The organism is Vibrio phycocola (assembly GCF_053850235.1).
Window position 1 is genome coordinate 131,053 of the sequence record NZ_JBSQDJ010000005.1, and the last position, 21,049, is coordinate 152,101.

Below are 21,049 nucleotides of genomic sequence, written 5' to 3' on the forward strand. Positions count from 1 at the left end.
TATATAAATAACAGTAGGTTGCTGCGTATATTGAGTGCTTTTACGTTATTTATTTTACAGGTCAAAATTAATTTTATTTATAATTTTGTATGATTATTTCCAAGTTATTGAAAATATTATAATTATTAATCCTGTTTTTAGATCAATTTTCGCTGTGATTAATTAGTTTTGCAGAAGTGATCTGAATCAATGTTTTCATAAATCGAACGACTATACTCATCCGTGAAAGCTATTTACTAAGTTAGATTTTTTAAATTTGGGCTTAACTCTACGTTTTCTCCCAAGACCGAAAACTGACTACTTAATAAAAAGTTTTTAATGTTTTTTAATTTAGGAGATTCAATATGCCTGTAACAAATTTGGCTGAACTTGATGCACTCGTAGCTCGCGTACAAGCGGCACAAAAAGAGTTTTCAACTTTTTCACAAGAACAAGTTGATAAAATCTTTCGTGCAGCTTCTTTAGCTGCTAACCAAGCTCGTATTCCTCTAGCACAACAAGCGGTAGCGGAATCTGGCATGGGTATCATTGAAGATAAAGTAATCAAAAACCACTTTGCTTCAGAATTTATCTACAACAAATACAAAGATGAAAAGACTTGTGGTGTTTTAGAAGAAGATGAAAGCATGGGCACAATGACCATTGCTGAGCCTGTTGGTATCATCTGTGGTATCGTTCCAACGACTAACCCAACTTCAACTGCGATCTTTAAGTCTCTTATTTCTCTTAAAACTCGTAACGGTATTATCTTTTCTCCACACCCACGTGCGAAAAACTCAACCAATGACGCTGCTAAACTTGTTTTAGATGCAGCAGTTGCGGCAGGTGCACCTAAAGATATTATCGGCTGGATTGATCAGCCTTCAGTTGAGCTTTCAAATGCTCTTATGAAGCACGATGGTATCGCACTTATCCTTGCAACTGGTGGCCCAGGCATGGTTAAAGCCGCATACTCTTCTGGTAAGCCAGCTATCGGTGTTGGTGCGGGTAACGTTCCTGTTGTTATCGATGACACTGCTGACGTTAAACGTGCAGTTGCTTCTGTTCTTATGTCTAAAACATTCGATAACGGCGTAGTTTGTGCTTCTGAGCAGGCTGTCATCGTAATGGATGAAGTGTATGACGAAGTTAAAGAGCGTTTTGCTTCTCATAAAGCGTATGTATTAAGCAAAGCTGAAGCTAACAAAGTTCGTAAAACGATTCTTATCGACGGTGCACTAAATGCGAAGATCGTTGGTCAGCCAGCTTGCGCTATCGCTGAAATGGCGGGTGTTACCGTTCCTGAAGATACTAAGATTCTTGTTGGTGAAGGCCTTGGTAAAGTTTCTTATGATGACGAATTTGCTCATGAGAAACTATCACCATGTCTTGGTATGTTCCGTGCTGACAGTTTTGAAGACGCTGTGGCTCAAGCGGTAACAATGGTCGAAATCGGTGGTATTGGACATACATCTGGCCTTTATACTAACCAAGATGTTAATGCTGACCGTATCAAGTACTTCGGCGATAAACTAAAAACAGCTCGTATTCTTGTAAACATCCCAACCACTCACGGTGGTATCGGTGACCTTTATAACTTTAACGTTGCACCTTCACTTACTCTTGGTTGTGGTTCATGGGGTGGTAACTCTATCTCAGAGAACGTAGGTCCTAAACACCTAATCAACAAGAAAACTGTAGCGAAGCGAGCTGAAAATATGTTGTGGCACAAACTCCCTAAATCAATTTACTTCCGCCGTGGTAGCCTTCCAATCGCACTTAGCGACCTAGAAGGTAAGAAACGTGCATTCCTAGTTACTGACCGTTTCCTATTTAATAATGGTTACGCAGATGAAATCGTTGATTTACTAAAAGCACAAGGTATCGAAGTTCAAACATTCTTCGACGTAGAAGCGGATCCAACGTTGTCAGTTGTTGAGAAAGGTGCTGCTCAAATGCAGAGCTTCCAACCTGACGTAATTCTTGCTCTAGGTGGTGGTTCACCAATGGATGCTGCTAAGATCATGTGGGTAATGTACGAGCACCCAGAAACAGCATTTGAAGAATTAGCAATGCGCTTTATGGATATCCGTAAACGTATCTTCAAATTCCCTAAAATGGGTGAGAAAGCAGAACTTGTATGTATCACTACAACATCTGGTACTGGTTCAGAAGTAACGCCTTTCGCTGTTGTTACTGACGATAAAACAGGTGCTAAGTACCCACTTGCGGACTACGAACTAACTCCACAGATGGCTATCGTTGACGCGAACTTAGTAATGAATATGCCTAAGTCTCTAACCGCGTTTGGTGGTTATGATGCCGTAACTCACGCTCTAGAAGCTTACGTTTCAGTTCTTGCGAACGAATACTCTGATGGTCAAGCTCTGCAAGCACTTAAGATGCTTAAAGAATACTTACCTTCAAGCTATGCGAATGGTGCAAATGACCCAATCGCACGTGAGAAAGTACACAATGCTGCAACGATCGCCGGTATTGCATTTGCGAACGCATTCCTAGGAGTGTGTCACTCAATGGCACATAAAATTGGTAACGCATTCCACTTACCACACGGTCTTGCTAACGCATTACTTATCTCTAACACTGTTCGTTATAACGCGAATGACAATCCAACTAAGCAAACTGCATTTTCTCAGTACGATCGCCCACAAGCGCGTCGTCGTTATGCTGAAGTAGCTGACCATTTAGGTTTGTCACAAGCTGGTGACAATACTGCACAGAAAATTGAACGTTTACTTGCATGGTTGGATGAGTTGAAGAAAGACCTAGATATTCCAATGTCTATCAAAGAAGCTGGCGTATCTGAAGCTGACTTTATGGCTCAAGTTGACGCAATCTCTGTTGATGCATTTGATGACCAATGTACTGGTGCTAACCCACGTTACCCATTAATCTCTGAACTTAGAGAAGTTCTGATTGATTCTTACCATGGCGCACCATACGTTGAAGGTGAAACTTACGAAGGTACAACTGTTATTAAGAAAAAAGCAGACCAAGTGGCAAAACCAGCTACTAAAAAAGATAAAGCGAACGCTTAATAATTAATAGCTTTATAAGTAATTCTTAGTTAAAAACCCCAGCCATTGGTTGGGGTTTTTTTATGTCTTTGCTACTTAGTTATCTAATAGGAAACATGAGCCAAAAGGTTGTGATGTCATGGTTGGTTTTAACGAATGGTTTGAGTTGAGTTGAGTTGAATTGAGTGGTGTTTGTAATGCGTCAGGTACCAATATATAAAAGAGGATAGTATTTGAATATTGGTTCTTTTTGAGCGTAACAAAAAAGCGTGACTCTAAGGTACTAGGGCGGAAGAATCAAGGTAAGAAAAAGCCCAGAGCATAATACTCTAGGCTTTTAGAATTGGCTCTAATGTAGCTCAAAGAAAATCACTTATTTAGGCAAGAACATCTGTTGCCACTTTATAAGATGGATCTTCTTTAACATTGATTTCCACAAGGCTGCCCGCTTTATTGAGTAGCTTGCGGCAATCTGGGCTTAAATGACGTAGATGAAGCGTTTTACCTAACACGGAATAACGCTCTGCTAGGGTTTCGATTGCCTCGATTGCAGAGTGATCGGCAACGCGTGATTGCCCAAAATCGACAATGACTTCTTTCGGGTCATCTTTGGCGTTAAACAATTCAAGAAAGTTTGCGGTTGAACCAAAGAAAATTGGACCATGGATGACATATTCTTTTGAACCATCTTCATTATTTTTGCTGGTCGCATAGATGTGTTTGGCATGATCCCATGCAAACATAAGAGCAGAAGTAATAACACCTACCGCAACGGCAATGGCGAGGTCGGTAAATACTGTTACAACGGTAACTAAAACGATGACAAAGAAGTCTTTCTTTGGAACGCGGCGAGCAAGCTTAAAGGTTGCCCATTCAAACGTACCAATTACAACCATAAACATAACACCGACAAGTGCCGCTAATGGAATCATTTCGATAAGAGATGAGGCAAATAGGATAAAGAACAGTAACATCAAGGCAGCAACGATTCCTGAGAGTCGTCCGCGTCCACCGGAGTTAATGTTGATCATCGATTGACCAATCATTGCACAACCACCCATTGCGCCAAAGAATGAACAAGTCACGTTAGCAAGTCCTTGACCGACACACTCTTTGTTAGCACGCCCTCGTGTATTGGTCATTTCATCAAGTACCGTTAAAGTAAGCAGTGATTCGATAAGACCAATTGCCGCCAAAATAACAGCATAAGGTAGGATGATGATTAAGGTTTCTAAATTGAATGGCACCATTGGAATAGAAAAGCTTGGAAGATCGCCAGCAAGAGTTGCAGATGCATCCCCTGACATCGTACGTAAGAAGTCAACCACAGTACGAGTTTCCAACCCAAATAAATGAACTATTAGTGTCACTGTCGCTATCGCAGCGAGTGAAGAAGGGATAGCAGAAGTAAACCTTGGAAGAAAATGAATGATCGCCATTGTGAGCAATACTAAGCCCAACATTAATACCATATCGCCAGTCGCAAGCCATTCAAACGATGTACCCGATGCGTCAGGGACTTTGAACTGACCAAGTTGCGCAAGGAAAATAACAATGGCTAATCCATTTACAAATCCAATCATTACAGGATGAGGTACCATGCGAATAAACTTACCTAGGCGAAAAATACCCGCTGAAATTTGGAGTAATCCAGCGAATAAAATAGCGGCAAATAGGTATTGAACGCCATGTTCGGCAACAAGAGCAACCATGACAACAGCCATGGCACCTGTCGCGCCAGATATCATGCCTGGGCGACCGCCGAAAACGGAGGTAATTAGCCCAACGATAAATGCGGCATATAACCCTACCATCGGGTCAACACCAGCAACGAATGCAAATGCAACTGCTTCAGGCACTAGCGCAAGTGCTACCGTGAGGCCCGAGAGGACATCGTTTTTAATTGATTGTTGTGAAGTTATAGAGTTATCTGCCATGATTATTTCAAATAGTTAAGTGAGTGTAATTGCCGACGCAAACTTAATTTGAGACACCTTTGTAAAATAAAGAATAGGTGAATGTGTAATTAGGTAAGTGGGCGTAAGATAGAAATGCTACAGAAAAGTGTGATGTAGTTCAATAATCACTCAGTTCTTATATTATTTTAGTACAAAATAAGAGCAACCCTAAGGTTGCTCTTATTAATATAACTTAAACCCCTTTAGCTTAGAACGCTTGAGGTTTAGTCATTCCTGCACTTGCTTTGTTGGTGGCCGTCTGGCTACCAGCTCCAAGTGGTGTGTAGCGTTCTTCCTTAATTGGAGCGGCCACAATGGTTATTTCTGCTAATTCAGTTGAAGAAGCCGGAGCTTTTGTCATTGCTGCACTTGCTTTGCCTTTCACAGTATTTGTTAGCCCAGATAATAAAGTTTCATCCGCAGGCGTTACTTGTACTGGTTCAGCATGTTCTGACGTAATTTCAGAATCAACGTTAGTGACAACAGTTTCGATCGCTGGTTCGGCTTTAGTTTCGACCGTTGGTTCAGTTTTAGCTTCGACAACGACCGTTTCTTCAACAATTGGAGCTACTGCTTCTTTCCTTGATGAGATAATCACTTTACCCATTGCCATTTCAGGGCATGCAACGCCACCAATATTAGAAGCGATATCTAATACTGGCGTCTCAGACAGAGCAACAGCTGTTGAGTCTTCAACTTTTGGTTTAGAAGTCTTAACCGTTAATCCATAACTTGGCATCACTTTACCCATTGCCATTTCTGGCGAGGCAACACCGCCTTTTCGAAGTCTAAATGGGTTTGGAGCACGCTCGCGTCCACGACGACGACGTTGACCATTGGCACGAAGGTGGCGAGGAGAACGACGATTACGACGCTGCTTATTTGCGTTACCGTCTGTATTTCCATTATCTGCAGTTTGTTCAATTGCATCACTATTTTCACTCATTTCTTGAGCTACAATTTGTGATACAGCTTCAGCTGCGATGCTTCCTGGTGCGGTGATTGGAGCTAAGCTTTCATCTACTTCAGAAGTATCTTTGGTTCGAATTTGCTTGGTTAATTTACGGCGTTGACGACGCTCTTTTACCGTATTGGTCTTGTCACGATTCTGTTGCTTCGGCTTAGACGTCGTTTCTTGCTGAGCTTCTTGAGCGACTTTTTGTCCCTCTTGAGCAACTTTCTGATTCTTATCTACGCTTGTCTTGGTATTACGTTCTTGGCGTGGTTTGCGAGTACGTCTGCGAGTATTACCATTATCTTGACGTTGATTTTCTTCAGAGTCATTCTTTGGTGTCGACGAGTCATTCACAGAGCTAGCACTGCGATTGTCTTTTTGAGGTTTATTGCGACGACGGTCTCGTGACTTGTTATTTTTCTGATAGGAATTTTTGGATTCCTGAGATTTGTTTTCTTCTTGCTTAGCAGGCTCTTTGTTGCCTGTCGAACCAGCAATGAGAGCACCTAGCGCTGCAAATGCGCCCGATATCATACTAAATATCGAAGGCTTATCTTCGGTACTTGAGCTTGATGGAGCCGCGGCTGGTTTTTCAGCAGGTGAAGGTGCTGCGTTTGATGATGCAAACCCTTTTAATACCGGCTCTTCAATACGACGCGGCTTAATATCAACCTCAACCACATCTTTGCTCTCAGCTTCACGTAAACTGTCGAGTTTCTTAGGTACTAGATACGACAACATTTCTTGCTCTTCGCCTTCTCGAATGCGAATAACTTCAAAATGAGGCGTTTCCATATCAGCGTTAGGTACAACAATGATATTGACTTCTTGAGCCCGTTCAATGTGATTTATAGAGCGGCGTTTTTCATTCAATAAGTAAGATGAAATTGGAACCGGAACAACTGCTAAGACTTGAGTCGTATTGTCTTTTAAGGCTTCTTCTTCAATGAGTCTAAGGACAGAAAGTGCCAGTGATTCATTATCTCGAACTACACCAGTACCTGTACAGCGTGGGCAGATGTGGTGACTCGCTTCGGCGAGCGATGGGCTCAGACGCTGGCGAGACATTTCTAATAATCCGAAACGTGAAATTCGGCCTATTTGAATTCGAGCTCGGTCAAGGCGAACCGCTTCACGTAAGCGACTTTCAACAGCACGTTGGTGACGAACTGGAGTCATGTCGATAAAGTCGATTACTACTAAGCCACCTAAGTCACGTAGACGAAGTTGACGAGCAATTTCATCGGCAGCTTCCAAGTTAGTGTTATAAGCGGTTTCTTCAATATCGCCGCCCTTTGTAGCACGAGCAGAGTTGATATCGATGGAGGTTAGGGCTTCTGTTGGATCAATAACGATCGAGCCACCAGAAGGTAAACGCACTTCACGTTGGAAAGCCGATTCTATTTGGCTTTCAATTTGGTAATGGCTGAATAGCGGAACTTCACCATCGTATTTTTTAACACGACTAACAAAGTCAGGTCGAACCAAACGAATATGCTCAAGAGCGCGTTCATAAATCGTTGTGCTATCAATAAGGATTTCACCAATGTCGCGACGTAGGTAATCACGAATTGCACGTACAATTACATTGCTTTCCTGGTGTATTAAAAATGGGGCAGAGTTGGAATCAGAAGCACCTTTAATTGCGCCCCAGTGATTTAATAAAACACTTAAATCCCATTCGAGTTCTTCAGCTGACTTACCAACACCGGCAGTACGAACAATTAAGCCCATTCCTTGTGGAAGTTTGAGAGAGCTAAGAGCCTCTTTTAGTTCAGTACGCTCATCACCTTCGATACGACGAGAGATTCCACCTGCGCGGGGATTATTTGGCATTAGAACCAAATAACTGCCTGCAAGGGAGATAAACGTTGTTAAAGCCGCGCCTTTGCTGCCGCGTTCTTCTTTTTCTACTTGAACAATAACTTCTTGGCCTTCACGAAGTACTTCTTTAATACTTGGTCGACCTTGGTAGGTATATCCTGCAGGAAAATATTCTTTGGCAACTTCTTTTAGAGGAAGGAATCCGTGACGTTCAGCACCATAATCAATAAATGCGGCTTCTAAACTAGGTTCAACACGAGTAATTCGGCCTTTATAAATATTGGCTTTTTTGGACTCATGTCCTGGGCTTTCGATGTCCAAATCGAAAAGGCGCTGGCCATCGACCAGCGCGACACGCATCTCTTCTTTTTGAGTTGCGTTTATTAGCATTCTTTTCATTTAAAATCTCGTTATATTTCTTTGTTTTGATTATTATTCTCGTTGCTTTTTATTCTCTTCATGGTGTCAGATCCCATGGCTATTATTTACAGCCTCTCGGCTGGAGGGATGCACTATTTGGACACACCAGTTACCACAAAGGATTTCTCTGTGACCCGTAATGTAACGGAGATTACTCGGCATGAAGAGATGTTGAGTAGAGCAACAAGAAAACTCGCTTTCTAATATGTCTTATGCCGTTTGCTGCATATAGAACGCGCCTGCCTACTCAATATTTTTGTAAAAAACGAAGTGGACGAACAAATAACATCACACCCTTTATTACAATTATGAACTATAGCAGTGGACAGGGGATTGGGCAATCAGCTTTATGGAATTAGCCTTGTTTTAACGGGTTATATAACGAATAATAAAGCTCTTGGCCAGAATTCTACGCCTAATGGGTGTTTTTCTAAGAAATGATGAGATGATTCCTTGAGCAAATCTGGGTATTATTGCGTTCACTTCAGCATCAGTGGTTAAGGATTTTCACTTTCCCTGAATATTCGACCACACTCTAATTTAGTAGCACATTATGACTCAAATAAAAACAGAAGTTCGGTTTGTCGATATCGATGATGATATGGCTGGTCAACGTATTGATAACTTCTTACTCAATCAGTTAAAGACGATCCCAAAAAGTGTCGTTTATCGGATAGTACGTAAAGGTGAAGTGAGAGTTAATAAAAAGCGAATCAAGCCTGAATATAAACTTCAAGCAGGGGATATGGTTCGCATTCCACCCGTAACAATTGAACAATCTAATGATGTATCTACTGCTGCTTTGAATCCAAAATTGCAAAAAGTAGCCCAATTGGAATCCTGTATTCTGCATGAAGATGAGCATATTCTGGTATTGAATAAACCGTCAGGTATCGCAGTTCATGGTGGCAGTGGTTTAAAATTTGGTGCGATTGAAGCGTTACGAGCATTACGCCCACAAGCCCGATTTTTAGAATTAGTTCATCGTATTGATAGAGATACCTCAGGAATTCTATTGATCGCGAAAAAACGCTCAGCGTTACGCCACCTTCAAGCGCAATTTCGAGAGAAGACAGTCCAGAAATACTACTTTGCTTTGGTTATGGGTAACTGGTCACCTAGCAATAAAGTTGTAAATGCTCCTTTATTGAAGAATGACGTAAATAGTATTGTACGTGTAAACCCGAAGGGTAAGCTTTCTGAAACCCGCTACAAAGTAATAGAAGGGTTTTCTCAAGCAACTCTCGTTCAAGCCAGTCCAATTACTGGACGAACTCATCAAATTCGAGTTCATTGTCAGTATAATGGTCATCCTATTGCGTGGGACGACCGTTATGGTGATCAACGCTTTGACGCTTACACCTCACAATTCGGTTTACACCGACTATTTTTACATGCGGCGAATATTCGCTTTATTCATCCTGGTAGTGATGAAAAAATGGAGATTAACGCGCCTCTCGATAATAAGCTTGAAAAAGTCCTCTCGGGGTTACGTCGAGAAAAGTAGCGGGTTCTTGATATCGATTGACGTATCGTTACTATAAATTAAGGGTGGTGAAGTTAGAGAACTTGCCATCCTTGTTTTTGTAGCATGTCTATTAATGTAATTAACGGCAATCCAATTAAGCTATTCGGGTCTTTGCCCTCTAAACGTTCGAACAATGCTATGCCTAACCCTTCACTTTTAAAACTACCAGCGCAATTTAGAGGCTGTTCTTTTTCAACATAGTTAACGATGGCTTGATGTGAGAGTGAACGAAAATGCACATCGAAACGTTCAACTTCAATGTCCGTTGTTCCAGTAAGCGAATTGAACAGTGCAAGGCCAGTATAAAAACTCACGATTTTGCCTTGCTGTGACTTTAGCTGCGCAATTGCGTTTTCTGTGGTGTGAGGCTTTCCAATAATTTGTCCATCAACGACACACACTTGGTCTGAACCAATAATTAGGCTGGGTGTTTCGACGACACAACTCTGTGCCTTTTTTGCCGCGAGTCGTGCAACGAGATCAGAAGCATCTTCACCTGAGTAAGGTGTTTCATCGCAAATGGGGTTGGTGCATACAAACGGAATATCAAGTTTTTCTAAGATCGATTTCCGATACGGAGAAGTTGAAGCAAGAACGAGTTGGAATGATTTCATAATAGTAGAAAAAGGTCGTCTAATTAGTCGAAGTTAAATATAATCGTCACCAGTAAAACACAGCTTGGTGGAAAAGGAAAAAAAACTAACTTTTTTCCCTTTTTCTTTGACTAAATTTGATTTGGAAGATAATATTCGCGCCCTATGCAAAAGGTAAAAATACCGCGAACGGTAGATCCAGCGAAAGCTGCTCAAAAGCGCCTTGATTATGAAGGTATAATTCAAGCCAGTCTTTTGAAACGTTTATTGGAATCTGTCGAAGACGTAAAACGCGACGCAGAAGTCTCTTTGAAATTTGGGATGGATGAGCAGCGACTTGTTGTTATCTCTGGTAAAGCTAACATCGATGTCGACTTGGAGTGTCAACGTTGTAATGAGGTTTTCGCACATAGTTGTGAAGTCAGCTTCATCTATACTCCTGATAAGGATAATAGTGAAGAGGAAACACCGGAAGAGTACGATTTGGTAGATCTGAACGAGTACGGTGAATTAGACCTTATACAATTAGTTGAAGACGAGTTCATCTTGGGATTACCCCAAATAGCAATGCATGATGAAGCGGATTGTAGCGTTAATTCAGACAATATGGTTTTCGGGGAACTTCCAGACGATGTCGAGGAAGACAAGCCAAATCCATTTGATGTTTTAAAAAGCTTAAAGCGTTAGTTACATCGTTAAGCATTAATACTTATAGGAGTAGGGTCAATGGCCGTACAAAAAAACCGTAAAACACGTTCTAAGCGTGGCATGCGTCGTTCACACGATGCGTTAACTACAGCAGCTCTTTCTGTAGACGCGACTTCAGGTGAAACTCACCTACGTCACAACATGACTGCGGAAGGTTACTACCGTGGTAAAAAGGTTATCGAAAAGTAAGGTTAACCTTTGCAACATTTAACCGTTGCACTTGATGTAATGGGCGGGGATTTTGGTCCTCGCGTAACAGTGCCTGCCGCCGTGCAGGCATTGTCGTATTTCCCAGAACTAAAAGTGATTTTAGTTGGTGATAAGACCGACGTTACCACACAACTTTCGGCGTTAGGCTACGCGGAAGGATCTTCAGCCCGTGCTTCTTTAGCCGAACGGTTACAAATTCAACCCAGTGAGCACGTCATTTCCAATTCAGCTAAGCCCTCATATGCACTCCGACATTCTTCAGGAACGTCTATGGCATTAGCCATTGATCTTGTGGCTAAAGGTGAAGCACAAGCATGTGTTAGTTCTGGTAATACTGGCGCGTTGATGGCATTGTCTCGTTTTCGTTTGAAATTGTTACCGGGAATTGACCGACCAGCATTAGTTTCAGCTTTACCTACGATGGCCGGAAACAAAACTTGGTTACTTGATCTCGGTGCGAATATTTCTAGTGATGCTGATTCTCTATTTCAGTTTGCTGTAATGGGAAGTGCGTTGGCGGAACAGCATTTAGACAGGCCACCACGAGTCGCTATACTTAATATTGGTGAAGAAGAAATTAAGGGTAATGATGTCGTCAAGCGTTGTGCTGAAATGTTGAAAACAACTGACTCGATTAACTTCATTGGTAACATAGAAGGTAATCAAATATTGAGCGATGAAGCCGATGTTGTTGTTTGCGATGGATTCGTTGGTAATGTCTGTTTGAAGACATGTGAAGGAACAGCTCAACTTTTTATCGATAAGCTAAAGCAGGCTATGTTTAGTTCATCGATAAAAGGTTGGTTTGCTAGGTGGTTGTTTTCAGACCTATTTAGTGAGCTGAAAACGTTGAACCCCGACCAGTATAACGGTGCAAGTTTGCTAGGATTGCGTGGCATTGTGGTAAAGAGTCATGGCAGTGCAGATACTACAGCCTTACTGAACGCAATTAGCGAGGCCGTACACGAGGTCAACAGACAGGTTCCCAGTCGTATTAGTGATCGCTTAGAAGCGGTATTACTCGAGAGGCGTTATTAGTCTTCATGTTTAGTAGAATTTTAGGTACAGGCAGTTATCTGCCCTCTCACGTGCGTACTAACGCCGATTTAGAGAAAATGGTCGATACCAATGATGAGTGGATTGTTACTCGTACTGGTATTAAAGAACGACGAATTGCTGGCGAAGATGAAACCGTTGCAACAATGGCTCATCGTGCTGCTGAAAAGGCAATTGAGATGGCGGGTATCGACAATAATGATATCGATATGATTATTGTTGCAACCACGAGCAGCGACAAGGCATTTCCTTCGTCCGCATGCCAGGTTCAAGGTCTTTTAGGCATTAAAGGGTGTCCCGCATTTGATGTGGCTGCTGCATGCTCCGGGTTTATGTTTGCTTTGTCGATTGCCGACCAACATATTAAATCGGGGATGTGTAAAAATGTGCTAGTTATTGGTTCTGATGTACTTTCACGGACATGTGATCCAACAGACCGTTCCACCATTATTATTTTTGGTGATGGAGCGGGCGCTGCTGTCGTTGGTGCAAGCAGTGAGCCTGGTATCCTTTCAACACATATTTATTCTGATGGTGAATTTGGGCCTTTGTTAAGTTTAGGTATTCCTGAAAATGGTACTGAGAGTGATGACAAATGGTTATACATGGCGGGTAATGAAGTCTTTAAAGTTGCAGTAACCCAGCTATCCCGTTTAGTTAAAGATACTTTAGCGGCGAATAAAATGGATAAATCCGAGTTGGATTGGTTGGTTCCTCATCAAGCAAATTATCGCATTATTACCGCTACAGCGAAAAAGCTATCGTTACCAATAGAGCAGGTTGTTATTACTCTCGACCAGCATGGTAATACATCCGCTGCATCAGTACCTACAGCGTTGGACGTTGCAGTGAGAGATGGTCGTATTCAACGAGGTCATACTTTGTTGCTAGAGGCTTTTGGCGGTGGCTTCACATGGGGCTCCGCGCTCGTCAAATTTTAATTGATAAATATTATTTAGCTTTTGGAGTGCTGATGCATTTCAAATCTTGTTAGTTTGCAAAAGGAAACAATTACATGAGCAAGTTTGCTATTGTATTTCCCGGTCAAGGTTCTCAAACTGTTGGTATGCTTGCGGAACTCGGTGAACAATACGATGTTGTCAAAGAGACGTTCAACGAAGCATCTCAAGCCCTTGGGTACGATTTATGGGCATTGGTTCAAGATGGGCCGGCGGAAAATTTAAACGAAACATTCCGTACTCAACCTGCTCTTTTAGCTTCTTCTGTTGCTATTTGGCGTGTTTGGCAATCACTCGAATTAACTCAGCCTGAAGTGCTGGCTGGTCATAGTTTGGGAGAATATTCTGCCTTGGTATGCGCAGGCGTTATTGATTTTCAAGCAGCGATTAAATTGGTTGAATTACGTGGACAGTTAATGCAAGAAGCTGTGCCAGCGGGCGTTGGTTCCATGTTTGCAATCATAGGTTTAGATGATGCGTCGGTTGCAAAAGCATGTGAAGATGCTGCCCAAGGTGATGTGGTGTCTCCAGTCAACTTCAATTCACCAGGCCAAGTTGTTATTGCGGGTGAAAAAGCGGCAGTTGAACGTGCGGGTGTTCTTTGTAAAGAAGCTGGGGCGAAGCGAGCTCTACCTCTTCCTGTCTCTGTACCGTCGCATTGCGCATTAATGAAGCCAGCGGCAGACAAACTTGCTGAAGCGTTAAAAGCGTTGGAATTTAGTGCACCACAATATCCGGTCGTTAATAATGTTGATGTTGCAATGGAAACGGATCCAGAAAAAATTAAATCTGCTTTAGTTAGACAGTTATATAGCCCAGTACGTTGGACAGAATCTGTTGTTAAAATCAACGAACTTGGTGTAGAAAAATTATTAGAAGTTGGTCCAGGGAAAGTATTAACAGGGCTGACTAAGCGAATCGTGAAGACACTTAGTGCTGCAGCGGTTAATGATATTAAATCGCTCGACGCAGCTAAACTTTAAGCCGCTAAGTAATTAAAGGAAATCAGACATGAGTCAATTCATGAGTCTAGAAGGTAAAATTGCACTGGTTACTGGTGCAAGTCGTGGTATCGGCCGTGCTATTGCTGAAACGCTTGTAGAACGTGGCGCGACGGTTATCGGTACAGCAACTAGTGAAAATGGTGCTGCAGCGATCAGTGAGTACTTAGGCCAAAACGGTAAAGGGTTTGCGCTTAATGTTACTGAGGCTGAATCGGTAGAAACGACATTAAAAGCGATTACCGCCGAGTTTGGCGCAATCGATATTCTTGTTAATAATGCTGGGATTACGCGTGATAATTTGATTATGCGGATGAAAGAAGAAGAGTGGTTGGACATTATGGACACCAACTTAACGTCAATTTTCCGTTTATCAAAAGCCGTTTTACGTGGCATGATGAAAAAACGTGCTGGTCGTGTTATTAATGTTGGCTCAGTTGTGGGTACAATGGGTAATGCAGGACAAGCAAACTACGCCGCTGCAAAAGCAGGCGTAATAGGTTTCACCAAGTCAATGGCGCGTGAAGTGGCTTCTCGTGGCGTGACAGTGAATACAGTGGCTCCAGGTTTTATCGAAACCGATATGACTAAAGCACTGACTGATGACCAACGTGCTGTTACGTTGGCTCAAGTACCAGCAGCTCGCTTGGGCGATCCTCGTGAAATTGCTTCTGCTGTCGCATTTTTGGCGTCTTCAGAAGCAGGTTACATCACAGGTGAAACTCTTCACGTGAATGGTGGTATGTATATGGTATAGTAGTAGTCCTGAATAAAGAGGCTAAGTTAGTTTAATTTAGCTTGATTTATTGACTATCTACTGAGTGCGCAGTATTTGTGCATGATATATGTCAAAAACGGTCTGAATTTCGGTTAAATTCGTTAAAATTTGTGGTTTGACCAGCGATGACCCTCTTGCAACTTTCCCTAGTTCTAATAAACTACGGAATCATCGCATATGAGCGAAATCTGTAAAGGAAAAGAAAAAATGAGCAACATAGAAGAACGCGTAAAGAAAATCATTGTTGAACAACTAGGTGTTGACGAAGCAGAAGTTAAAAATGAATCTTCTTTTGTTGAAGATCTAGGTGCTGATTCTCTAGACACTGTTGAGCTAGTTATGGCTCTTGAAGAAGAATTTGACACTGAAATTCCAGATGAAGAAGCTGAGAAGATCACGACTGTTCAAGCAGCGATCGACTACGTAAACAGCGCTCAGTAATCTATATCTCTCCAGGCGGCCTCTTGGCCGCCTGAGTTTTATCTCTTCATCTAATAACCTCTTCTTATATTTTCAGCTCCGGAGAATATTATTGTGTCCAAGCGTCGTGTAGTTGTCACAGGCATGGGTATGTTAACACCAGTTGGCAATACCGTAGAATCCTCTTGGAAAGCCCTTATAGCAGGTCAAAGTGGTATCGAGAATATCGAACACTTTGATGCGACAAATTTTTCAACTCGTTTTGCAGGTATGGTTAAAGACTTTAACTGCGAAGAGTACATGTCAAAAAAAGATGCTCGCAAAATGGATCTTTTTATCCAATATGGCGTAGCAGCAAGCATTCAAGCTCTAGATGACTCAGGTCTTGAAGTAAATGCTGACAATGCTCCTCGAGTGGGCGTTGCAGTAGGATCTGGCATTGGTGGTATCGAGTTAATCGAAAAAGGTCACCAAGCTTTAGTAGAAAAAGGTCCACGTAAAGTGAGCCCATTCTTTGTTCCGTCTACCATTGTCAATATGGTTTCAGGTCATGTATCAATCATACGAGGCCTGAGAGGTCCTAATATAGCGATTTCAACCGCTTGTACTACAGGGTTGCATAATATTGGTCACGCGGCGCGTATGATCGCTTACGGTGATGCTGATGCAATGGTTGCTGGTGGTTCAGAAAAAGCGTCAACACCACTTGGCATGGCTGGTTTCGGTGCGGCAAAAGCGTTGTCTACACGTAATGATGAACCGCAGAAAGCATCTCGCCCATGGGATAAAGACCGTGATGGCTTTGTTCTTGGTGATGGAGCTGGTGTGATTGTGCTTGAAGAGTACGAACACGCAAAAGCTCGCGGTGCAAAAATTTATGCAGAATTAGTTGGCTTTGGTATGTCGGGTGATGCCTATCATATGACGTCTCCAAGCGAAGATGGTTCTGGTGGTGCTTTGGCCATGGAAGCGGCAATGCGTGATGCCGGCATCTCTGGCGAGCAAGTGGGTTATGTTAATGCCCATGGAACTTCGACACCTGCTGGTGATGTTGCTGAAGTGAAAGGCATTAAGAGAGCACTGGGAGAAGCTGGCTCGAAGCAGGTACTTGTTTCTTCAACTAAGTCGATGACAGGCCACCTTTTAGGTGCTGCTGGTTCGGTTGAAGCAATTATTACAATCAAGTCATTGCAAGATCAGGTCGTTCCCCCAACCATTAATTTGGATAATCCAGAAGACGGATTGGATATTGATCTTGTACCGCATACCTCACGCAAAGTGGAAGGTATGGAATATGCAATTTGTAATTCTTTTGGCTTCGGCGGCACTAATGGTTCATTGATTTTTAAAAAAATCTAATTCATTAGGTTTATTGACTTGAGTTTAAACGGCTTGATGCATAGCATTGAGCCGTTTTGTTATTTAAGGGAAGACGAAAATGGTATGGATTGATGGTGAAATTCAGGAGCAGATTTCTGTTTTTGATCGCTCATTTCAATATGGAGATGGCTGTTTTACGACTATGGCAGTCCGTTCTGGCTGTATTGAGCATTGGCCATATCATCGCCAGCGTTTGGAACAGAGCCTTGATGCGCTTGGTATCCCGTTCTCTCATTGGTCGAATGTTGAAAAATGGCTAGACGAAGTACTATCAAGCTGTGTGGGCGTTCGTAGTGGGATCAAAATTCATATTAGTCGTGGTACTGGAGGAAGAGGATATAGTGCGTTGGGCCTAGATTCACCAACGGTAACCATTAACACGTTTCCCTATCCGCAGCACTATGATCAATGGCAACAAAAAGGCATCACATTGGGTTTGTGCGAGCAACGACTTGGATTAAATCCGCGATTGGCAGGTTTTAAGCACAATAATCGCCTTGAGCAAATTTTGCTAAAACAAGAATTGGAAGCTAATGGTTTTGTCGATGGTGTCGTACTGGATTTAAATGATCATGTCATTGAAACCACAATAGCAAATCTATTTTGGTTTAAACAAGATGTATTGTGTACGCCGGATTTACATCAAGCTGGCGTGGCTGGCGTAATGAGACGAGTGGTTATTGAACATGCGAAAGCGATGGGCACGACAGTTGAAGTTAGTTGTTATAAACTAAGTGATCTGATGTCGGCTGATTCAATTTTTATGACAAATAGTTTATTAGGTATGGCACCAATAAAAGCCATCGGTGATGTACCTATGGCGTCGAATGAACTTACCAGTGAATTACAAAAGCGAGTATTGAGTGTTTAAAAAGTTAATTATAGTTATTTTGATTGCGTTAATAGCCGTATTTGCTGGCTATCAATACACACTGAAACAGGTTTCGCAGTTTGTTGAGCAGCCATTAAAAATTGAAGGGCAAGAGTTTGTTACTATCGAAAGTGGGACTTCGCTTAACCGATTACTCAATGATTTTGTGAAGAAAGATTGGATCACCCCAACGTTCTTTATGCCTTACCTTCATCGTTTGCGTCCAGATTTAGTCTCTATCAAGGCTGGTACGTTTCAGATTGTTGAAAACAGCACGTTAGAGCAGGTGTTGAATCATTTTATTAAAGGAAAAGAGCATCAATTTGCCATTACTTTTGTTGAAGGTAGCCGATTTGATGAATGGCGCGAAATTTTAAACAATGCTCCTCATTTGGTTCAAACTATCGACTCGCTACCAGAAGAAAAAATTGCACAACAACTTGGAATAGAAAAGAGTAAACTCGAAGGGTTATTCCTTGCGGAAACTTATCACTATACCAAAGGAATGAGTGATTTAGATGTGTTAAAGCGAGCACATTCTAACCTTCGTCAGGTCTTGGATACAGCTTGGCAAGGTCGTGATGAAAAACTTCCGTTAACGAATGATTACGAAGCGTTGACTTTGGCCTCTATTATTGAAAAAGAGACGTCACTTCCTCAAGAGCGTCCCGACATTGCATCGGTCTTTATTAATCGTTTAAATCGTGGCATGCGCCTCCAAACTGACCCAACGGTTATTTACGGTATGGGTGATGAGTATGACGGAAATATTCGTAAACGCGATTTAACCAAACCGACACCTTACAACACGTATGTTATATCAGGATTGCCGCCGACTCCTATCGCCATGGTTGGCGCAGATTCGATTAGTGCCGCTTTAAACCCTTCATCAACACGCTATTACTATTTTGTTGCTAGTGGGAAAGGGGGACATGTGTTTTCAAAATCACTTTCTCAGCATAACAAAGCGGTTCGGGCTTACCTAAAACAATTAAGAGCAAATAAATGAACGCAAAGTTTGTCGTCATCGAAGGGTTAGAAGGGGCAGGGAAGAGTACTGCGATCCAAACTATTGTAAGTACGCTTCACCAATTTGGTGTTGAGGAGCTAGTCCAGACTCGTGAACCTGGTGGTACCGGGCTTGCTGAAAAGCTCCGAGAGTTGGTTAAGCAAGATCACGACAACGAAGAACTGCAAGATACAACTGAATTATTGTTGATGTATGCAGCTCGAGTTCAGTTGGTTGAGAATGTTATCAAACCAGCATTAGAGAATCGGAAATGGGTAGTTGGCGATCGTCATGACCTTTCTTCACAGGCATACCAGGGTGGTGGTCGGGAGATAAGTTCAGATACATTGACCCAATTGAAACAAGTTACGTTAGGCGAGTTCAAACCCGATTTTACCTTGTATCTCGATATTGACCCTAAAGTAGGATTGGAACGAGCTCGAGGTCGTGGTGAACTCGATCGTATAGAAAAAATGGATTTGAGTTTTTTCCAACGGACTCGTGATCGCTACTTAGCTTTGGCAAATGCTGATGAATCCATCGTGATTGTTAATGCAGACCAAAATATTGAAGCCGTGCAGAGAGATATTGCTGCTGCTTTAACCAATTGGTATACGAGTCTATAGGATAGCTTATGTCATTATATCCTTGGTTAGAGACAAGCTATGAATTATGGGCTCAATCTATAGAGAGTCGCAAGGTTCCTTCTGCCACTTTGCTTGTTGCAAAACCTGGGATGGGGATGAAAGCGTTTGTAAAACAAATGGCTGCTAGTGTCTTATGTCGGAGCGAGCATCGGCCATGTGGTTATTGTCACGATTGCGACCTCTTTGCTGCAGACAACCATCCGGATTTTCATCAAGTTGGGCCTGAAAATGGGGCGAAATCCATTAATGTTGAGCAAATTCGTCGAGTGAATCGTCTGGCTCAAGAATCATCACAATTAGGTGGTTATCGAGTGATTGCTATCACATCTGCCCATTTAATGAATGAATCTGCAGCGAATGCGTTACTCAAAACACTTGAAGAGCCTGCCAATAATTGCTGCTTTATCTTACTGACGCACAGTTTATCGCAATTGCTCCCAACAATCGTCAGTCGCTGTCAGCAAATCGCAATTCCAGAACCGAATCAAGAGCAGGTCGCATTCTGGGCATCAACGCAAACTGAGTCGCCGATCCCGCCTTACATTGTTAAGTTAAACGGCTATGCACCGCTGTCTGTAGTTGACTTTATGGTGGAGAAACAAGATAAGGCCTTTGAAATATTGGTGACTCAATTTCTTCAATTTCTCACACAACCAGATAGTGAAGTTCTCGATTTAGGCAAGATGATTGCGAAGGAGAGTGATGTACATTTAACTTGGCTTTGGTACTTACTGACCGATGCGCAAAAGTATCATTTTTCCGTCGAGCAGATGGATGCAATACCGCATAGCGCTAACGTTAGTCAGCTATGCACGTACCCGATACTCTACCAACAAACTCAATCCCTCACTTTGCTGTTACAAAAAACTCAGAAGTTTACTGGACTCAATACCGAATTGCTGGTGATTAACTGGCTTCTAGAATTTAAAGGATAACTATGTTCGTCGATTCTCATTGTCATTTAGATAAATTGAATTATGAAGATCTTCATTTAGATGTGGCCGATGTTGTTAAAAAAGCTGCAGATGTGAATGTGAGTCAATTATTGTCTGTTGGTGTGACTTTAGCGGCATTTCCGAAAATGTTGGAAATGATCGAACCCTTTTCTCAAGTTCATGCGTCTTGTGGTGTGCACCCTTTAGATGTTGAAAGCGAATTTGACCTCGATACTTTTTATCAGTATGCACGTCACGAGAAAGTGGTTGCGATTGGTGAAACGGGATTAGATTATCACTATCAACCGGAGACAGCAGAAAAGCAGCAATTAAGGTTTGCCCAGCATGTTGAAGTGGCGAATGCGCTCGATAAACCCCTCATCATCCACACGCGTAATGCACGCGAAGATACGTTACATATATTACGCGAAGGTGGTGCTGAAAAGTGTGGTGGTGTGATTCACTGTTTTACTGAAGATTTAGCCTTTGCTCAAGCCGCGATGGAGCTCGGTTTTTATATTTCAATTTCCGGTATTGTAACGTTTCGTCAGGCAACAGAGCTGAAAGAGGTGGTGAAGCAACTGCCATTAGATCGATTACTTATCGAGACTGATTCACCTTACCTTGCGCCAGTCCCTCATCGTGGCAAAGAGAACCAGCCCGCTTATGTGATTGAAGTAGCAAGCTATATTGCACAACTGAAAGAGATGTCTCTCTCTGAAATTGCACAGACGACCACACATAATTTCGAATCATTGTTTCTCAAAGGTAGTGCTTAAC

General features: G+C 42.2%; 18 protein-coding genes. 15 read left to right on the forward strand and 3 right to left on the reverse strand.

From position 1 onward, the window contains the following. Window positions 1-344: 344 nt before the first annotated feature. A complete protein-coding gene (gene adhE, locus ACWU4D_RS08205) occupies window positions 345-3,038 on the forward strand; it encodes a bifunctional acetaldehyde-CoA/alcohol dehydrogenase (RefSeq protein WP_456050919.1) in 2,694 nt (897 codons plus the stop codon). Window positions 3,039-3,394: 356 nt separating this feature from the next. On the opposite strand, the gene ACWU4D_RS08210 is transcribed toward adhE, so the two are convergent. Next, window positions 3,395-4,954 carry a SulP family inorganic anion transporter gene (locus tag ACWU4D_RS08210; RefSeq protein WP_456050920.1) on the reverse strand — a complete coding sequence of 520 codons (1,560 nt, stop codon included), beginning with the start codon at window positions 4,952-4,954 and terminating at the stop codon, window positions 3,395-3,397. Window positions 4,955-5,183: 229 nt separating this feature from the next. Continuing rightward, on the reverse strand, window positions 5,184-8,153 hold the full coding sequence (gene rne / locus ACWU4D_RS08215) for a ribonuclease E (RefSeq protein ID WP_456050921.1): 2,970 nt from the start codon (window positions 8,151-8,153) through the stop codon (window positions 5,184-5,186). A 574-nt stretch (window positions 8,154-8,727) separates the two neighbouring features. On the opposite strand from rne, the gene rluC reads away from it, so the two are divergent. Then, window positions 8,728-9,681 carry a 23S rRNA pseudouridine(955/2504/2580) synthase RluC gene (rluC, locus tag ACWU4D_RS08220; RefSeq protein WP_456050922.1) on the forward strand — a complete coding sequence of 318 codons (954 nt, stop codon included), beginning with the start codon at window positions 8,728-8,730 and terminating at the stop codon, window positions 9,679-9,681. A gap of 53 nt (window positions 9,682-9,734) precedes the next feature. Here the strand turns inward: rluC and ACWU4D_RS08225 are convergent, their stop codons facing one another. Continuing rightward, complete coding sequence (locus ACWU4D_RS08225; RefSeq protein ID WP_456050923.1) at window positions 9,735-10,316, reverse strand: Maf family protein; 582 nt, start codon at window positions 10,314-10,316, stop codon at window positions 9,735-9,737. Window positions 10,317-10,460: 144 nt separating this feature from the next. Between ACWU4D_RS08225 and yceD the strand changes: the two genes are divergently transcribed. The 13 genes from yceD to ACWU4D_RS08290 all read left to right on the forward strand — a co-directional run bounded on the left by yceD (window position 10,461) and on the right by ACWU4D_RS08290 (window position 21,048). Next, window positions 10,461-10,982: a 23S rRNA accumulation protein YceD gene (gene yceD / locus ACWU4D_RS08230; RefSeq protein ID WP_456050924.1), complete on the forward strand. Its 522-nt coding sequence runs from the start codon at window positions 10,461-10,463 to the stop codon at window positions 10,980-10,982. A gap of 39 nt (window positions 10,983-11,021) precedes the next feature. Beyond that, window positions 11,022-11,192: a 50S ribosomal protein L32 gene (rpmF, locus tag ACWU4D_RS08235; protein WP_456050925.1), complete on the forward strand. Its 171-nt coding sequence runs from the start codon at window positions 11,022-11,024 to the stop codon at window positions 11,190-11,192. Window positions 11,193-11,201: 9 nt separating this feature from the next. Continuing rightward, the gene (gene plsX / locus ACWU4D_RS08240; protein ID WP_456050926.1) at window positions 11,202-12,251 is read left to right on the forward strand and encodes a phosphate acyltransferase PlsX; all 1,050 of its coding nucleotides are present in this window, start codon (window positions 11,202-11,204) and stop codon (window positions 12,249-12,251) included. A gap of 5 nt (window positions 12,252-12,256) precedes the next feature. Continuing rightward, window positions 12,257-13,210 (forward strand): beta-ketoacyl-ACP synthase III, encoded by a 954-nt coding sequence (locus ACWU4D_RS08245; protein ID WP_456050927.1) that lies wholly within the window; start codon window positions 12,257-12,259, stop codon window positions 13,208-13,210. Between the two features lie 74 nt (window positions 13,211-13,284). Beyond that, a complete protein-coding gene (fabD, locus tag ACWU4D_RS08250) occupies window positions 13,285-14,211 on the forward strand; it encodes an ACP S-malonyltransferase (protein WP_456050928.1) in 927 nt (308 codons plus the stop codon). A gap of 40 nt (window positions 14,212-14,251) precedes the next feature. Beyond that, window positions 14,252-14,986 carry a 3-oxoacyl-ACP reductase FabG gene (gene fabG / locus ACWU4D_RS08255; protein WP_456051066.1) on the forward strand — a complete coding sequence of 245 codons (735 nt, stop codon included), beginning with the start codon at window positions 14,252-14,254 and terminating at the stop codon, window positions 14,984-14,986. A 228-nt stretch (window positions 14,987-15,214) separates the two neighbouring features. Then, window positions 15,215-15,448 carry an acyl carrier protein gene (acpP, locus tag ACWU4D_RS08260; protein ID WP_456050929.1) on the forward strand — a complete coding sequence of 78 codons (234 nt, stop codon included), beginning with the start codon at window positions 15,215-15,217 and terminating at the stop codon, window positions 15,446-15,448. A 93-nt stretch (window positions 15,449-15,541) separates the two neighbouring features. Further along, the gene (gene fabF, locus ACWU4D_RS08265; protein ID WP_456050930.1) at window positions 15,542-16,786 is read left to right on the forward strand and encodes a beta-ketoacyl-ACP synthase II; all 1,245 of its coding nucleotides are present in this window, start codon (window positions 15,542-15,544) and stop codon (window positions 16,784-16,786) included. Window positions 16,787-16,865: 79 nt separating this feature from the next. Beyond that, entirely contained in the window at window positions 16,866-17,678 is an 813-nt protein-coding gene (gene pabC, locus ACWU4D_RS08270) for an aminodeoxychorismate lyase (protein WP_456050931.1), read from the forward strand. Next, window positions 17,671-18,687, forward strand: coding sequence for an endolytic transglycosylase MltG (gene mltG, locus ACWU4D_RS08275; RefSeq protein ID WP_456050932.1), 1,017 nt, complete (start codon window positions 17,671-17,673; stop codon window positions 18,685-18,687). The genes pabC and mltG overlap by 8 nt, the downstream gene beginning before the upstream one ends. Further along, entirely contained in the window at window positions 18,684-19,313 is a 630-nt protein-coding gene (gene tmk / locus ACWU4D_RS08280) for a dTMP kinase (protein ID WP_456050933.1), read from the forward strand. Before mltG ends, tmk begins: the two co-directional genes overlap by 4 nt. 8 nt (window positions 19,314-19,321) lie before the next feature. Further along, entirely contained in the window at window positions 19,322-20,269 is a 948-nt protein-coding gene (gene holB / locus ACWU4D_RS08285) for a DNA polymerase III subunit delta' (RefSeq protein ID WP_456050934.1), read from the forward strand. 2 nt (window positions 20,270-20,271) lie between these two features. Then, window positions 20,272-21,048, forward strand: a complete 777-nt coding sequence (locus ACWU4D_RS08290; protein ID WP_456050935.1) for a TatD family hydrolase — start codon at window positions 20,272-20,274, stop codon at window positions 21,046-21,048. Window position 21,049: the final 1 nt, after the last annotated feature.

Excerpts from the sequence above, each read along its gene's own strand:
- rpmF (WP_456050925.1), top strand. The coding sequence starts at position 11,022 with ATGGCCGTACAAAAAAACCGTAAAACACGTTCTAAGCGTGGCATGCGT.
- rluC (WP_456050922.1), top strand. The coding sequence starts at position 8,728 with ATGACTCAAATAAAAACAGAAGTTCGGTTTGTCGATATCGATGATGAT.
- fabD (WP_456050928.1), top strand. The coding sequence starts at position 13,285 with ATGAGCAAGTTTGCTATTGTATTTCCCGGTCAAGGTTCTCAAACTGTT.
- tmk (WP_456050933.1), top strand. The coding sequence starts at position 18,684 with ATGAACGCAAAGTTTGTCGTCATCGAAGGGTTAGAAGGGGCAGGGAAG.
- adhE (WP_456050919.1), top strand. The coding sequence starts at position 345 with ATGCCTGTAACAAATTTGGCTGAACTTGATGCACTCGTAGCTCGCGTA.
- acpP (WP_456050929.1), top strand. The coding sequence starts at position 15,215 with ATGAGCAACATAGAAGAACGCGTAAAGAAAATCATTGTTGAACAACTA.
- ACWU4D_RS08225 (WP_456050923.1), bottom strand. The coding sequence starts at position 10,316 with ATGAAATCATTCCAACTCGTTCTTGCTTCAACTTCTCCGTATCGGAAA.
- pabC (WP_456050931.1), top strand. The coding sequence starts at position 16,866 with ATGGTATGGATTGATGGTGAAATTCAGGAGCAGATTTCTGTTTTTGAT.
- ACWU4D_RS08290 (WP_456050935.1), top strand. The coding sequence starts at position 20,272 with ATGTTCGTCGATTCTCATTGTCATTTAGATAAATTGAATTATGAAGAT.
- holB (WP_456050934.1), top strand. The coding sequence starts at position 19,322 with ATGTCATTATATCCTTGGTTAGAGACAAGCTATGAATTATGGGCTCAA.
- rne (WP_456050921.1), bottom strand. The coding sequence starts at position 8,153 with ATGAAAAGAATGCTAATAAACGCAACTCAAAAAGAAGAGATGCGTGTC.
- ACWU4D_RS08245 (WP_456050927.1), top strand. The coding sequence starts at position 12,257 with ATGTTTAGTAGAATTTTAGGTACAGGCAGTTATCTGCCCTCTCACGTG.
- yceD (WP_456050924.1), top strand. The coding sequence starts at position 10,461 with ATGCAAAAGGTAAAAATACCGCGAACGGTAGATCCAGCGAAAGCTGCT.
- ACWU4D_RS08210 (WP_456050920.1), bottom strand. The coding sequence starts at position 4,954 with ATGGCAGATAACTCTATAACTTCACAACAATCAATTAAAAACGATGTC.
- fabG (WP_456051066.1), top strand. The coding sequence starts at position 14,252 with ATGAGTCTAGAAGGTAAAATTGCACTGGTTACTGGTGCAAGTCGTGGT.